This is a genomic window from Neobacillus ginsengisoli (assembly GCF_030813055.1).
This window is the reverse complement of record NZ_JAUSTW010000007.1, coordinates 247,960-262,474: the sequence shown is the minus strand read 5'-3', so window position 1 is coordinate 262,474 and position 14,515 is coordinate 247,960. Positions and strand designations below refer to the sequence as shown.

Sequence of the window (14,515 nt, the reverse complement as noted above, 5' to 3'; positions counted from 1 at the left end):
GGCAGGAATGTTACGGGTAAAGATCCCTCTCAAGCCATTTTCACTATGATGGGTAAAGAGGCCTTTAAGAATAAGCAAGGTCAAGAGGTTACATTAGATCAACTTGCAACCCTTGCACCAAATTCAGATCCATCCGTAATTCAAGAGAAGGATGGGCTTCCCTTTGCAGTCGTAACTGCCAACATTACTTCCAGTGATATAGAAAAAGTAACGAAACAAGTCAAAAGTACATTAAAGAATATTCCGTTTCCGGTAGGAGTGAAGTATTCCTTTGAGGGTGCGCCTGAACAAGTAAATGAAATGATTTATGAAATGTCCATTGCCTTATCATTTTCCATTTTACTTGTTCTCTTAATCATAAGTGCCGTTTTTCGAGGATGGAAAGCACCTCTCTCCGTTTTAATGTGTATACCATTAGCATTTATCGGATCGGTAATAAGTATGTTCATCTTTAATAAGCAGTGGAACCTTGCAACTCTCGTCGGATTATTGATGCTAACAGGAATTGTAGTAACAAATGGGATTGTTCTCGTTGATAAAATAGAAAGAAATATAGCAAGTGGGATGGCTCTCGAAGAGGCTGTTTTAGACGGTACGCTGTCGCGGGTACGTCCAATTCTGACAACGGCCTTAACGACGATATTAACTTTACTGCCTTTGGCTCTATCTTCAAGTAATGATACAGTAATCTCTCAAACTTTGGGAATCGTGGTTGTGGGAGGGTTAATCAGTTCGACCATAACAAGTATCCTTGTTATACCTATTATTTACCAATGGATGCATCGAAACCAAACAGCCCCCACCCCTAAGCTTGCAGTGAAGGGATTTCGCTTTCAGAAGATGAAAATGGAAGAAATTTCATAATTGGGATCAATCAATATTATCAAAAACAAAAGATGTGTAGCAGTGATACTTCTGTCTGTCTGAATGCAGGTCTTATTCGGACAAGAGCAGGAGAAAAAAGCATGAGCCTGTCTGAATGCGGGTTTCATTCGGACAGGGGCAGGAGAAAAAAGTGTAAGCCTGTCTGAATGCAGGTCTTATTCGGACAAGAGCAGGAGAAAAAAGCGTAAGCCTGTCTGAATGCGGTTCTCATTCGGACAAGAGCAAGGCAAAAGGAGTAGGAAACCGCCAGTATGATAGATGCGGGGAACCTTACCATAAATAGAGGCGGTTTTTATAATTACCTTTAAAATTAATTGTCTAAAGGGATGATGGGAATATATGGAGGTGGAAAAATATACTGTTGTTGTATTCGACACAGGCTTAGCCTTCTCTCTAATCCAAAAAGAAGGGTACTTGTATAATTTAGTAAAGTTTATTAAAAAAACACTGAATCCCCTTGGTACATAAAGGGGATCCAGTGTTTTTAACGCTAAAATGGAATCCTTAGGATAGACATTTTAATTTAATATTGTTACTTTTAATTGTTTTACTCCGAAATTGATTGCGTCATGTTCAGATGGAATAAAGACATCGATTCGATTTCCCTTAATCGCACCGCCGGTATCTGCAGCTGTGTATTCACCAAGACCTTCTACAGACACTTTACTGCCAAGCGGGATCACAGATGGGTCAACGGCAATGACTTTTTCATTTGGGTTTGCTTTAATGTTAATTCCAGTAGCCGTTGTGCCGGAACATCCAGCACATGAAGCCGTATAGGCTGTAGCTTTCACGATAATTTCTTTTGCAGCTTTTACTGCAGGTGCAGCTGGAGCAGGCTTTGGTGCTTGTACAGCTGGTGTTGGTGCAGCTGGCTTCTCTTGGTTTTCTGTTACAGCGTTATTAGTAGTATTTAAGCCATCAAAGATTAATAGATTTAATCCAGGGTGGATAAGATCGGTATTTAAATTGTTCCAATCCATAATTTGTGAAACAGATATATGATGATCTTGGGATATATCCCATAATGTGTCACCTTGTTTAACGATATAATGTTTTTCAGGTACTACTGTTAATTTATCCCCAGGGTGAATAAGGTCTGTATTAAGATGATTCAATTTTTGGATGGTTTCTACTGAGGTATTATGTACGCGTGATAGATCCCAAAGGGTATCCCCTTTTTGTACAGTAAAGGTTGCAGCTTGTACGTTAGCACTTACAGTTCCTGAGAGTACAGCAACTGCTACAACTGCTATAAATCTTTTAATTTTGTTAAGCATTCTTTTACCCTCCATGTTCTTTGGTTGCTAATTTTAAATAATCTTAACATGAAATTTTCTGAAACAAAGAACAGGGATATGTTAAATCGTTTACATTCGCGGCATTTATATTACGATAATATTTCTAAATTAACTGAATAATCAAAAAATAAAACCGTCTAAAGCCTCTTTCTAAGCAAAAAGCGCAGTGGTATGCCTCTTAGCGCTCAACCTCTCTTTATTACATTTTTATTTCTTCAGAATTTTTCTAGAAGAAAAACACCTCCAAAATCGTTAGATTACAAATACGATTCAGGGGGTGTTTTTTTGTCTCATTTATCTGTGTCTCTCCATATAAATCACAGCTTTTTTATGGTAATTAAATTGCTGCAAGTTTTTGAAGAATGCAATCTACCAATTCATTGATATCCTTATTTTTCGTGTCTATTAAAAATTCCGGCTTAAGAACTTGGAACTTCTTCGCCTTATAATAATCGTACAAAGCCTGTTTCAATGATAATTCCTCTTCCATTAAAAAAGAGGTATTAATCAATTTTCTCAATACTGTTTCATCCTGGATAATTAAAATTGCAGGGTTCAACTCATTAAAAACTCCTGTTTTCATGCCATTTTGATAAAATGAATGAATAGCAGACAATTGTTCTTTTCTTGACTGCATCTTCTTTTCATAAAGAGACGGACAGCTTCTTTTTAAATCATTTAAATAAATATCTGAAGCATAAGCAGCTGAAAAAACAGCTTGTTCAAATACTTTTTGAAGACGAAGTGGATAGGATAACTCTTCATTGGAAATCGTTTGACCAGCTTCATCAATATAAGTAATACAGAAATTAGTCAACTCTAAGATGATGTCTTCCTTTGAAGAGAAATAGTTATATAAGGAAGCTCGGCTTAAATTCATTATATGAGCGATATCTTGAATGGTAAGGGAAAGGAATCCTTGAGTCCGAATCACATTTATCATTTTTTTTACATAGGATTGCCTCATCATCTGTCTTTCATCAGGTGCAATTTTTCTCAAAATACCACTCCCTTTATCCCAAAATTATATCATAAACCAAATAAAAAATATTAAGACTATCCAATACCAATCTTTATCAGTTTACAACTGAAGGAAATTGGAGTAAGGTATACATAGATAATATTTTAGACTGTTTATAACATTTTTGTCTAAAATGTTTATCTGTGTATAGGCCAATATCAATAATAGTAGTATATAAAAGTTGTTTAAAATAAAACAAAAGAGGAGAATTTCAATAACTATGACTACCCTGACAACTACACAAATGACAAATGACTTCAATAAAATTCTCAAAGAACGCCGCTCTATAAAAAATTACGACAAATCCGTAAATATTAGCAAGGAAGAAATGACAGAGATCCTGACTTTAGCGACACTCGCTCCTTCTTCCGTTAATATGCAGCCATGGCGCTTTCTTGTGATTGAAAGTCCCGAAGGAAAAGCAAAACTTGCGCCTCTTGCTAAATTTAATCAAAATCAAGTCGAAACATCTTCTGCAGTCATTGCCGTATTTGGTGATTTGAACAATTTTGAAAATGCTGAGGAAATTTATGGAGCAGCAGTAGACAAGGGTTTTATGCCTCTAGAAGTAAAAGAACAAATCCTTACATCATTCTCTGGGTATTATGAAACCATTTCACGAGAAGATATGAAAGAAGTTGTTTTAATTGATGGAGGTCTTGTGTCCATGCAGTTAATGCTTGCCGCCCGCGCTTATGGATATGATACAAATCCAATCGGCGGATATGAAAAAGACCAAATTGCAGAAGCTTTTGGATTGGAGAAAGACCGCTACATTCCAGTTATGCTCATCTCAATCGGTAAAGCAGCAGACAACGGACACCCATCTGTTCGTCTTCCAATTGAGAAAGTTGCACAATGGAAATAAAAGAATGTTGTTCATAAAAAAGGAGAGGATGACTACGATGATTATTATTCATGCCAAGTTTCATATTAATCCAGCGAAGCAGGATGCGTTTCTAAAGGAGATTCAACCACTGATTGCTGCTTCCAAAGCAGAAAACGGAAATATTTCTTACAGTCTCCAAAAAGATACGGAAAACGAAAATGTATTTACAATGGTTGAAGTTTGGCAGGATCTTCAAGCTGTTGCCAGTCATAATTCAAGTGAGCACTTCACCGCGTTTGTATCTAAAGCGAAAGATTTCTTGACCGCACCATTAGATGTTAAATCATTTGAGGGGCAACCATTAAAATTATAGTTGGGTATACAGTTTTTAAATAATACCCAAGACGAAGTGTGTTGCAGTTATAGTAACACACTCTTTTTTACATTTCTCCACTAGATAATTTTTTAAAAAAACTGAATTAACTTGACAATATTTACATAGATTGATAAATTTATAAAAAAATATTCTTATCCAGAGAGGTGGAGGGACTGGCCCTATGAAACCTCAGCAACAGGTCTGCTTAAGACACTGTGCTAATTCCAGCGGGTGATAATCCTGATAGATAAGAGCGTCCGTTTTTATTTGTCAGTAGCGCACTCTTTTTTAGAGTGCGTTTTTGTTTTTTTCTGGATAGTAACTAAAGGAGAGTAGAAATGGAGAACAAAAATAGGCAAGAATTTCAAAGAAAAATGCAAGCACGGCATTTAGTCATGCTATCGCTTGGCGGGGTGATTGGAACGGGCTTATTCTTAAGTTCGGGTTACACGATTCAACAAGCGGGCCCGTTTGGTACAATTCTAGCCTATCTGATTGGTGCACTAGTGGTTTATCTAGTCATGCTATGTTTAGGGGAGCTTTCCGTACATATGCCTGAAACGGGCGCATTTCATAGCTATGCAGCTAAATACATTGGACCGGGGACAGGGTATACAGTAGCCTGGTTGTATTGGCTAACTTGGACAGTTGCTTTAGGTTCTGAATTTACAGCTGCAGGATTGCTTATGCAGCGATGGTTTCCATCCATCAATGTTTGGGTATGGAGTGCTCTTTTTGCCATTTTGATCTTTGTATTAAATGTCCTGACAGTTAAGTTTTTCGCTGAATCCGAATTTTGGTTTTCATCGATAAAGGTTATAGCTATTGTGATATTTATTATTTTAGGAGCAGCGGCAATGCTAGGGTTTCTTCCGATGACTCATTCAAAACCAGCACCATTCTTTTCTAATTTTACAAGCGCAGGTTTATTTCCTCATGGTGCTACTGCCATTATAATGACCATGCTTGCGGTTAATTTTGCTTTTTCGGGAACAGAATTAATAGGCATTGCAGCTGGTGAAACGGCGGACCCGGATAAAACGATACCGAAGGCAATTCGAACTACCCTGTGGAGATTGATCATCTTTTTTGTAGGAACGATTGTTGTTTTATCTGCGTTATTGCCTATGTCCGATGCAGGCATATTAGAGAGCCCCTTTGTTGCCGTTCTAGAACGAATTGGGGTGCCTTATTCAGCCGACATAATGAATTTTGTTATCCTAACAGCCATTCTATCTGCTGCAAACTCAGGTCTTTATGCCTCATCTAGAATGCTTTGGTCGCTTGCAAATAAGAACACAATATCACCGATTTTTGGAAAAATGACAAAACAAGGTGTTCCAATCAATGCAATCATTTTCAGCATGGTGGGTGGAGCTTTGGCTTTGCTCTCAAGTATTGTGGCACCAGATACTGTGTATATCGTACTTGTTTCCATTTCCGGTCTAGCAGTGGTTGTAGTTTGGATGAGTATCAGTGCTTCCCAGTTCCTATTTCGCAGGCAATATTTGAAAGAGGGAAATTCTGAAAAGGACTTGGTCTATCGTACGCCACTATACCCATTGGTACCAATCGCTTCTTTTATCCTTTGTCTGGCATCATGTATTGGAATTGCATTTGATCCTACACAACGAATTGCCTTATATTGCGGCATACCATTTATTTTGTTTTGCTACGGAAGTTATTATCTAACAAAAAATCTAAAGAAGAGGGGCGTAGATTATGTCCAACAAAATCAACCCAATTGATGCTATTTTATCCCAACACTCCATTATGTTTCTTGACGGAGCCTTAGCTACAGAACTGGAAGCGCATGGATGTAATTTGGACGATCCTCTTTGGTCTGCACGTGTGTTACTGGAAAATCCGGGACTAATTTATCAGGTTCATTCGGACTATTTTCGTGCTGGAGCGGACTGTGCCATAACGGCAAGTTATCAAGCTACTATTAATGGTTTTTCCGCGCGTGGAATACAAGAACAGGAAGCTTTGGAGTTAATAAGGAAAACGGTATTACTTGCAAGAAGAGCAAGAGATGATTTTTGGAAGGAAAATACGCAAACGAATAGGCCTAAACCATTGGTTGCTGCATCAGTTGGACCGTATGGGGCTTACCTTGCAGATGGTTCAGAGTATGTAGGTAACTATGGTGTGACAGATAAAACATTAGCAGACTTTCACCGTTCAAGAATGTCAGCGCTGATTGAAGCAGGTGCAGATCTATTAGCATTTGAAACGATTCCTTCTCTGCAAGAAGCAAAAGTATTAGATACATTATTGCGTGAGTTTCCAGAAACATATGCTTGGCTTTCCTTTTCTTTAAAAAATGAGAAAGAGATTAGTGAAGGTACTAAGCTTGCGGAGTGTGCGAGAGTTTTTGAGAAAAGCGAACAAATTGTTGCAATAGGTATCAATTGTGCACCAGTAAACGTTGTGACTGGTGCCATCCAGGAGTTGAGGGCAAACACCAAAAAACCGATTCTCGTTTATCCAAACTCTGGCGAAATTTATAATCCAGAAACAAAAACATGGTATGGTCATGGACAATGTAACGCTTTTGACATTCAATCTGAAGAATGGTACCAAGCAGGTGCACGTTTAATAGGAGGATGCTGCAGAACAACACCTCATCATATTGAAGAGCTTTCAAAAAAGTGGCGGGCTTCCGAGGTTTTTTATTCAAACAAAGCAAAGCAGTAATGTAAGGAATTAGGACTAACTTTTTGTGTTTTTTAATGCATTTTAGCGAGGAATAAGGAACGAGTAAATAAAAGTCAAGGGTAAGCCGATCCGGATCCTGGCTGGAAATCTTAATGGCATTGCAATGCCATTAGGATTTCCATTTCCCGTTTTACGACAGCAGGATTGAATATATCCTAAAATAAAATGGCTCAAGTAGATCGGGCTCTTTCGTTAGATATGATTTAGCTGTTCCGTTTTATTTATACGATTTTTTTGCGCCATTTCGTATTCAAGAAAATCGAGACAGGTAACCATTGTTTGCGCAAGTTCTTCAATAACAGGGATTGTAACGGAATTGCCAAACTGTTTGTATTGTTGGATTCTACTTATCTTTTCAGGGAAAGAAAAAGTATCAATACCATCCTCAATGAATGCGTAATTGATAAAACCCTGTAATTTTCCCCACTCCCTGGGAGTCATTAATCTGATGCCTTCCTTATTAAGAGGGGTTTGTTTTCCTTTAACCTCTACACCGCCAATATGATCCTGCGGGTCATATACCAGGTTTCTCTCTTTTCCGGAACCGCCGGTTGCAAGCAGCGCATTGGATACGGGCGTCTCAATCCCATTTTCATTAACAACGTGATATCCAAAGCCGTTTCCTTTGCCTTTGTGCCTATCTTTATGCTTCTTTAAAGTACTAAGATAGCCTTCGGCAAGGTAAAAATCCGCTCCGTTTCCAAAATCTAAAAGATTATTCAAATCTTTATAAATTGGCTCCCTTTTTCGGCTTTTAGGTAAATTCTTTATTGGCAGCTCATTTAAATAGTCACCAAAATAATTCCGGTCAAAGCCCATGAAATATACTCTTGGCCTGTTTTGCGGTAATCCGAAATTTCTGGAATTTAATAAGAAATTAGTAGGGTTAACCATTATTTCACCGGTAAGTGGATGTTGCTCAACCCCAATTACGTAATAATTGAGCTCCATAACAAGTGTTTCGAGTATCACTGTAATCGTTTGGCCGCCTTTATGCCTAAGAAGTCCTTCAACATTTTCAAGAAGAAATGCTTTTGGCCTTGTCCGATTCAAAATATCTGCAACATCAAAAAACAAAGTACCTCGTGTTTTATCCATGAATCCTTCTTTTTTCCCTGCAATAGAAAAGGCCTGGCATGGAAAACCGCCTAGCAAAATGTCATAGGAGGAATTCTCCGCTCTAGCCTTAAAGTCTTCACTTGTCACATCATTAAATGGGTCTTCATTATAGAGATGTTTGTATGTTTCACAGGCATATTTGTCTATTTCAGCAGACAAAACATTTTCAAAACGACCTGTCATTTCAAATCCTCTTCTAATACCGCCTATCCCGGCAAACAAGTCTATTGTTTTATATTTCAAAGGAATCACTCCTACAAATCAAAATGAACAATGTATATGACTGGAAACCGGTATTGATCATTAACAAATGCCTAAATAGGATTAGTTTTAATTATATCATATTCTTTCACCTTGCTTTAAAAGTAAAATAATCACCCGTTGACAAGGGCCGAACATAAGGAAGCTTTTATCGGACAGTTATCCAGGACATACCCCTCTCTTATTCGGGACGTTCATTGCTATTTTCTCCTAAAAGAAACAGTGAATTTAATAGAGTCATATATAAAATGGACTATGATTATCAACACTAATTAATGAAATAGAAAAAGGATGAACCGAAACTCGGCACATCCTTAAATTTTTTACCATTCCTTCGGTTCATAGTTAAGATCTCTAAATAATTGATTACGTTCTTTTTTTGATAAATCCCGCCATTGTCCAATAGGGAGGTTGCCTAAATGGATATTCATAATTCGGGTTCGCTGCAATCTAAGAACATCATAGCCAAGGGCTTCACACATCCGGCGAATTTGCCGATTTAAGCCTTGAGTTAAAATGATTTGAAAAACATATTTGGATAACTGAGTGACTTCACAAGGCAGTGTTTTTGTATTTAAAATTTCGACACCGCTCGCCATTCTTTTTAAAAACTCAGGAGTAATCGGCTTATCAACGGTAACAATATATTCTTTTTCATGCTTATTTTCGGCACGTAATATTTCGTTGACAATATCTCCGTCGTTCGTAAGCAGTATTAAACCATCAGAATCCTTATCAAGTCGTCCAATATTAAATATTCTTAATGGATGGTTAACTAAATCAATAATATTTCCTTTAACATTTTTCTCGGTAGTGCTGGTAATGCCTACGGGTTTATTTAAAGCGATATAAACATAATTTCTTGCCATTCTGATGGGATTGCCACTAACCCGAACATCATCCCCCGGCTCTACTTGACTGCCTATTTTGGCAATCTTGCCATTTATCGTGACTCTTCCTTCACTAATTAATTTATCTGCACCGCGCCTGGAGGTTTTTCCGGACTCGCTAATAAACTTATTAATACGCATGTTTACCACACCCTTAAGTGGAGAATTTATTTATTAGAACACACAATCACCTTATTTAAATGGGCTTTTCAAAACCCCAATTTGATTAATAACGGTTAACCGTATCACGTGTGATGACTGTTAAATTCAAACTATAGCTTTAATAATATATAAAAAAAAAAGAACAAGCAATTCTATTCAAAAAGGGAATAGTTTGTCGGATTTTGTTTCCTATTTTAGATGCATTGTCAGAAGCAGAAAAAAATCTTTTAAAGAAAGACGAGAGTTCTTAAGTGGGTTGGCCCTATTCCAATAGGTATAATCTGATCATAAAAAAATTGAGGTGTAAAAGCTTCAGGTTTTTATGATTGGCTGGCTTTTGAGGTGTCTTTATTGTTCATTACTTTTCTTGTTTACCGATATGTATACATGTTTACTTAATGTAAACTGAATGTATACAAAGATGTTTACGTGTATACAAACTCGTCTACTTCCTTTTGTAGCAGCATGTGTACAAGTTTGTCATCATTGTTTACATATCTGTTTACTAATCGGGAATAAGTTAGCAAGTTATGTTTATAGCCTATTGTTTTATGTCTTTTCAGTAAGTGTCATTTAAGAATCTATTAATCTTCTATACTTTAAAAAAGCTAAATGCATTGCCACTTTTTTTAAAATAAATCTATTAAAACGAAAAAGAATGATGTTTAGTTCCAGTGGGGCAAACGATCAATTTTGCAATTGTTTTCTGTTCTTACGTAATGATATGTACCATTACAATAATGAAGTAAAGAGGGGATTTTTATCTTAAGGGAATTTGATAACATCCGATAAAATTACAATTACCCTTGCTATTGATGGTGATACGGTGAATTGAGCATGCCGCATTGATGCACTACGTAAATTCACCTGAAAGGAATTTTTCTAGGATACCGAAGGAAAAGTGAAATGGGTTCTGAACTACTCCTCATTCTATGACCATCAGTAGAATCTTTGATGAGAATTCTATAAAATTAAGCTAATTTTCAAGTAGGCTGAGCTATGCGGTAAATGTTAATCATACATGAGAAAAATGTAGAGTAAAAAACTACATTTTGTTACAGATATAAAGCCCTCTAATGTTCAGCATTTTAATGTTTACAAATATGTATACATGTTTACTTAATGTAAACTAGACGTAAACAAAAACGTTTACTTGTATACAAATTGGTTTACTTCCTTTTGTGGCAGTATGTGTACAAGTTTGTCATCATTGTTTACATATCTGTTTACAAACTGGGGATAAGTTGGAAGTTGTGTTGGTAGCTTATAGTTTTATTTTTTTCGGGTAGCGTAATTGAAAATCTATTAATCTTCTATACCTCCATTCATAAAGAAACTAGATACATAGCTGCTTTTAATAAAAAGCCTTTTATCTTAAGGGGAATTGGTACAGTTATAAAATTAGAAAACACTTGCTATGTGGGCAGATGAAGTGAACTTTAGCACGAGGATAAAGTTCGCCAACGGTTTTATTATGGGTATGCAATCTTATACGAGCGAATGTCTTGCTGGAGTAACGAACTTGAATCCGAAATAGAAAAAGGGATTTATACAAGGAAACAACTGGCGGGTTATGAACTATATCATAGTATCCGTTAGGGGCGTTTGAGTTAGCTGAAGCATGTTGCATTGATCCGCTTTTTGAGATGTGGCACTAATCGTTAGTCTTAAAAATTAAGAGAAAAAAACTTTAGGAATTTTTATTAACAGATGTAAGGTCCTCTATAATGTTCAGCACTTTAAATGTTTACAAAAATGCACACATGATTACTTAATGTAAACAATCCGTTTACAAAGGAGTTTACATGTTTGCGGATCTGTTTACTTCCCTGTAAGAATGCGTGTTTACAAAGTTGTCATCATTGTTTACGAAAAGAGCACGAGTTTACGAGTTGTTTACAGGTTTACAATTTTATTTCTTTTTGTTAAGTGTATTGAAGAATCTATTAATCTCCTATACCCTTAAGATAAGGCAACTAGATACATATTCATTTAAAAAAAATAAATCTATTAAAAAGAAAAGGAATGATTTTTATGACTAAATCCAGAATTGCAGCGGTTGATGTAGGAAATGACTCAATTAAAGCTATTTTCGGGGAAATAGACTATGAATTAAATATCCCTAATATTGTGGCACGAGATACAGAAGATCGACCGGTAATCGGAATAGAAGAATTAGATAATAAAAATCCATTAGATGGAATTCATATAAAAGTGCACTCACCGGCTTTAAAAGAGAATAATGTTATTTATCGTATTGGTAATCTAGCAACCAAAACTGACAATGCCACAGAACTTGACCCAGGCAGCAGTAAATCGGAAGAAGACCAAACATTAGTCATGCTTTTTACTACATTGGCATTGGATGCAGTAAGAGCTGAAAACACGAATATTTTTCCAAAAACGAAAAATGTGATTGATGCAAACTATACATTAGGGACAGGTCTCCCTCTTCGTGAAGTGAAGGAAGGCAAAGATGCAGGCTATCGTTCTAAATTAATTGGCTCTGTGCACCAAGTTGAATTTCTTGTTACCCCAAAATACCAAGGATTGAAAGTAAATATAAAGTTTGATGAAGTAAAGGTATATCCTGAAGGCTTTGCTGCCTACATTAACCTGGTTATGGATAATAATTTAAAAATTATTAATAAGGATTTAATAGATAAAAGGATCTTAATCCAAGATATTGGCGGTTTGTCAACAGATATCGCGGTCATTAAAAATCGAAATGTCGATGACGATAAGGCACAAGGATTTAATCTTGGTGTATCTGAATCTTTAGAAGCAATTAGAGAAGAAATTAGAAAAAAACATGGCGTAGAGCTAGATAGCCGCAGGGATGTTGTTGAAATTATCACAAGGAAAAATGATCGCAATCATATTATGGTCAAAGGAAGCAGGACAAGTGTTCATGATATTACCGACCGCATCCTCCTTGATTTAGCAAAGAAACAATATCGGTTATTACGAAATGTATGGTTAAAAAACTCGCAAACAGAAATCTGCTATTTTGTTGGCGGAGGAGCCAATGTGTTAAAGGAATATATTAAAACATTAAATAATAATTTAGACGGATATAATATTGATTTCTTTGAAGATGAAAAAGAGAGTATTTGGATGATGGCAAATGCTTATTATAAGCTAATCACCGATTTTGTAAGAAAAATGGAGAAACCAAAAATGGTCCAAGTGGTCCAAGAGCCTGTAAAGAAATAAAATAAGGTGATTCTATGAAAAAATCCGCCTCAAATGAGGTAAAGAGAGGCCAGGCGATATCCTTTCGCGTCCCTTCTGATACACCTGACCATATCTTAAAGCATTTGCAAAAATTAAAGGAAATTGAGAGAAGGAATTTTTCGAGCAAAATTGCTGATTTTGTGATGCAAGGCGTCGGTAACTCCTATACGAGGGAACGGGAAACGATCACGATTCCCCTCCCCCATAAATTAAGTAAAGCACAGCGGGATTGGTTAAAGCATGAGCACTCAGAAGCATTGCTTGGAAGTATTATTTATCAGCTGCTATCTGACCCAATTCGCGCTACTTCATTACTGGCTTCAATGAATAGTAATTCTTTGGATATCAATGAAGCGTTATATCTTCAGGAAGGACCGGTACAGAGTGAAGTAAACGATGAAAGCGGGAATAATTTAGTTTCTTTTGAAGAATCCGCTGCAGCAAATGATATAGATGAAATCGATAATGACTTAAGTGCATTTGATTGGGAGAATGCAGACCGAAACCCCTCATCTATCCAAGAAAAGAAACAAAATAAAATAGAAAATGACCTGGATGACCTCCTTGGTGATTTCCTTGCTAGCATGAATAAGTAAATACATGAAAAGGCTGACAAAAGTTATATGTCAGCCTTTTTCTTATGATTTATTTTGCAACAGAGGCAATTTTTGAGGACTCTATGAATATATTTGTTATAATTTTCATATTATTTGGGTTTTTGAGGATTTTGTTCATTTAATAAATCTAATTAGTTGGTGAGATAATGGAGTTACTAAAAAGTATTGTCCTTGCTGATGGGACATTAAATGATGAAAAAATTCTCAAAAAGGAAATCCTCTATAAAGGGATGAATGGAAAATTGGTGGAAAGGTTTTTTGTGTCACCAACCAAAAGCTATGTGTTTAAGCCCTTAACCAATAATGATCAGTTAGGAAAAGAAGTCTGGGTTAATGAACATGTCCTTTCTTTATTCCCCAATATTTATCCCAAAATGGTCTCCTATTCAGCAAATCCTAATGATCCTAATCTTAATTGGGTAATTTTCGAGGACCTTGGCCGGCTTACACATGTGTTCAATGAGGAAACTGTATTCGGTGTGACAAAGCTTATCGCCTGGTGGCATTCCTTCGATAGCAAGGAAATGGATATTCCCTTAACAGGACCTAAACCGCCGTTTAAAGATATTTTATTGGAGGTCACTTTAAAAAAAGCAGTATTTATTAAGCTATTACCATTGTTAAATATTGAGAAAAAAATGATTCATCGCCTTTTCTCGCTTCTGGAGGGCGTAGAATTTTCAGAGAAGCTGGTATTATCACATGGTGATCTTCACCTGGGAAATTATGCAGTTGTGAATAACCGAATGGTCGTTTTGGACTGGGAGCATGCACACTTAAACACGCCGTACTGGGATCTATATCATGTCATCGATATGTCGCATCCGATTTTTCCAAAGCAAATTACCAGTCAGTTTAGAGGAGAAGTTTTAAAAGTGTATCTTGAGCATGTTAACGACATGATTAATACGGAGGACTTTATAAGAGAATATCATTTATTCTCGGCAGTGTTTTCGATCTGGATGATTCTTCTTATTTTAAAGGATTTAAAGAGCAATGATGGAAAGTGGTCAAAAGAGCAGCTTGAAATTCAGCTTAAGGAAACAGAATCGAGCTTAAGGCAATGTGTGAATTTCTTATAGAAAAAGCTAACCCG

The 14,515-nt window shown here is 36.5% G+C and carries 12 protein-coding genes and 1 riboswitch; of the genes, 8 read left to right on the top strand and 4 right to left on the bottom strand.

All coding sequences use genetic code 11. From position 1 onward, the window contains the following. Positions 1 to 45 precede the first annotated feature (45 nt). Entirely contained in the window at positions 46 to 864 is an 819-nt protein-coding gene (locus J2S10_RS20635; protein ID WP_307411697.1) for an efflux RND transporter permease subunit, read from the top strand. 539 nt (positions 865 to 1,403) lie between these two features. Here the strand turns inward: J2S10_RS20635 and J2S10_RS20630 are convergent. Beyond that, entirely contained in the window at positions 1,404 to 2,165 is a 762-nt protein-coding gene (locus tag J2S10_RS20630; RefSeq protein WP_307411694.1) for a LysM peptidoglycan-binding and 3D domain-containing protein, read from the bottom strand. 358 nt (positions 2,166 to 2,523) lie between these two features. Then, positions 2,524 to 3,186: a TetR/AcrR family transcriptional regulator gene (locus J2S10_RS20625; protein ID WP_307411691.1), complete on the bottom strand. Its 663-nt coding sequence runs from the start codon at positions 3,184 to 3,186 to the stop codon at positions 2,524 to 2,526. Between the two features lie 241 nt (positions 3,187 to 3,427). Here J2S10_RS20625 and J2S10_RS20620 point away from each other — a divergent pair, with 241 nt between their 5' ends. From J2S10_RS20620 to mmuM, 4 genes are all read left to right on the top strand, one after another. After that, entirely contained in the window at positions 3,428 to 4,075 is a 648-nt protein-coding gene (locus J2S10_RS20620) for a nitroreductase family protein (protein ID WP_370876252.1), read from the top strand. Positions 4,076 to 4,112: 37 nt separating this feature from the next. After that, on the top strand, positions 4,113 to 4,409 hold the full coding sequence (locus J2S10_RS20615; RefSeq protein WP_307411867.1) for a putative quinol monooxygenase: 297 nt from the start codon (positions 4,113 to 4,115) through the stop codon (positions 4,407 to 4,409). 152 nt (positions 4,410 to 4,561) lie between these two features. After that, positions 4,562 to 4,666, top strand: a riboswitch (SAM riboswitch). A gap of 84 nt (positions 4,667 to 4,750) precedes the next feature. After that, the gene (gene mmuP, locus J2S10_RS20610; protein WP_307411688.1) at positions 4,751 to 6,160 is read left to right on the top strand and encodes an S-methylmethionine permease; all 1,410 of its coding nucleotides are present in this window, start codon (positions 4,751 to 4,753) and stop codon (positions 6,158 to 6,160) included. Next, the gene (gene mmuM, locus J2S10_RS20605) at positions 6,135 to 7,112 is read left to right on the top strand and encodes a homocysteine S-methyltransferase (RefSeq protein WP_307411685.1); all 978 of its coding nucleotides are present in this window, start codon (positions 6,135 to 6,137) and stop codon (positions 7,110 to 7,112) included. Before mmuP ends, mmuM begins: the two co-directional genes overlap by 26 nt. Positions 7,113 to 7,325: 213 nt before the next feature. Here the strand turns inward: mmuM and dcm are convergent, their stop codons facing one another. Together dcm and rluF are read right to left on the bottom strand one after the other, a co-directional pair. Next, positions 7,326 to 8,495 (bottom strand): DNA (cytosine-5-)-methyltransferase, encoded by a 1,170-nt coding sequence (gene dcm / locus J2S10_RS20600; protein ID WP_307411682.1) that lies wholly within the window; start codon positions 8,493 to 8,495, stop codon positions 7,326 to 7,328. Positions 8,496 to 8,836: 341 nt separating this feature from the next. After that, on the bottom strand, positions 8,837 to 9,553 hold the full coding sequence (gene rluF, locus J2S10_RS20595) for a 23S rRNA pseudouridine(2604) synthase RluF (protein ID WP_307411679.1): 717 nt from the start codon (positions 9,551 to 9,553) through the stop codon (positions 8,837 to 8,839). A gap of 2,046 nt (positions 9,554 to 11,599) precedes the next feature. Here rluF and J2S10_RS20590 point away from each other — a divergent pair. The 3 genes from J2S10_RS20590 to J2S10_RS20580 all read left to right on the top strand — a co-directional run bounded on the left by J2S10_RS20590 (position 11,600) and on the right by J2S10_RS20580 (position 14,501). Further along, complete coding sequence (locus J2S10_RS20590) at positions 11,600 to 12,781, top strand: ParM/StbA family protein (RefSeq protein WP_307411676.1); 1,182 nt, start codon at positions 11,600 to 11,602, stop codon at positions 12,779 to 12,781. 14 nt (positions 12,782 to 12,795) lie between these two features. Further along, positions 12,796 to 13,398, top strand: a complete 603-nt coding sequence (locus tag J2S10_RS20585) for a hypothetical protein (protein ID WP_307411673.1) — start codon at positions 12,796 to 12,798, stop codon at positions 13,396 to 13,398. 167 nt (positions 13,399 to 13,565) lie between these two features. After that, positions 13,566 to 14,501: a phosphotransferase family protein gene (locus tag J2S10_RS20580; protein WP_307411670.1), complete on the top strand. Its 936-nt coding sequence runs from the start codon at positions 13,566 to 13,568 to the stop codon at positions 14,499 to 14,501. Positions 14,502 to 14,515 lie beyond the last annotated feature (14 nt).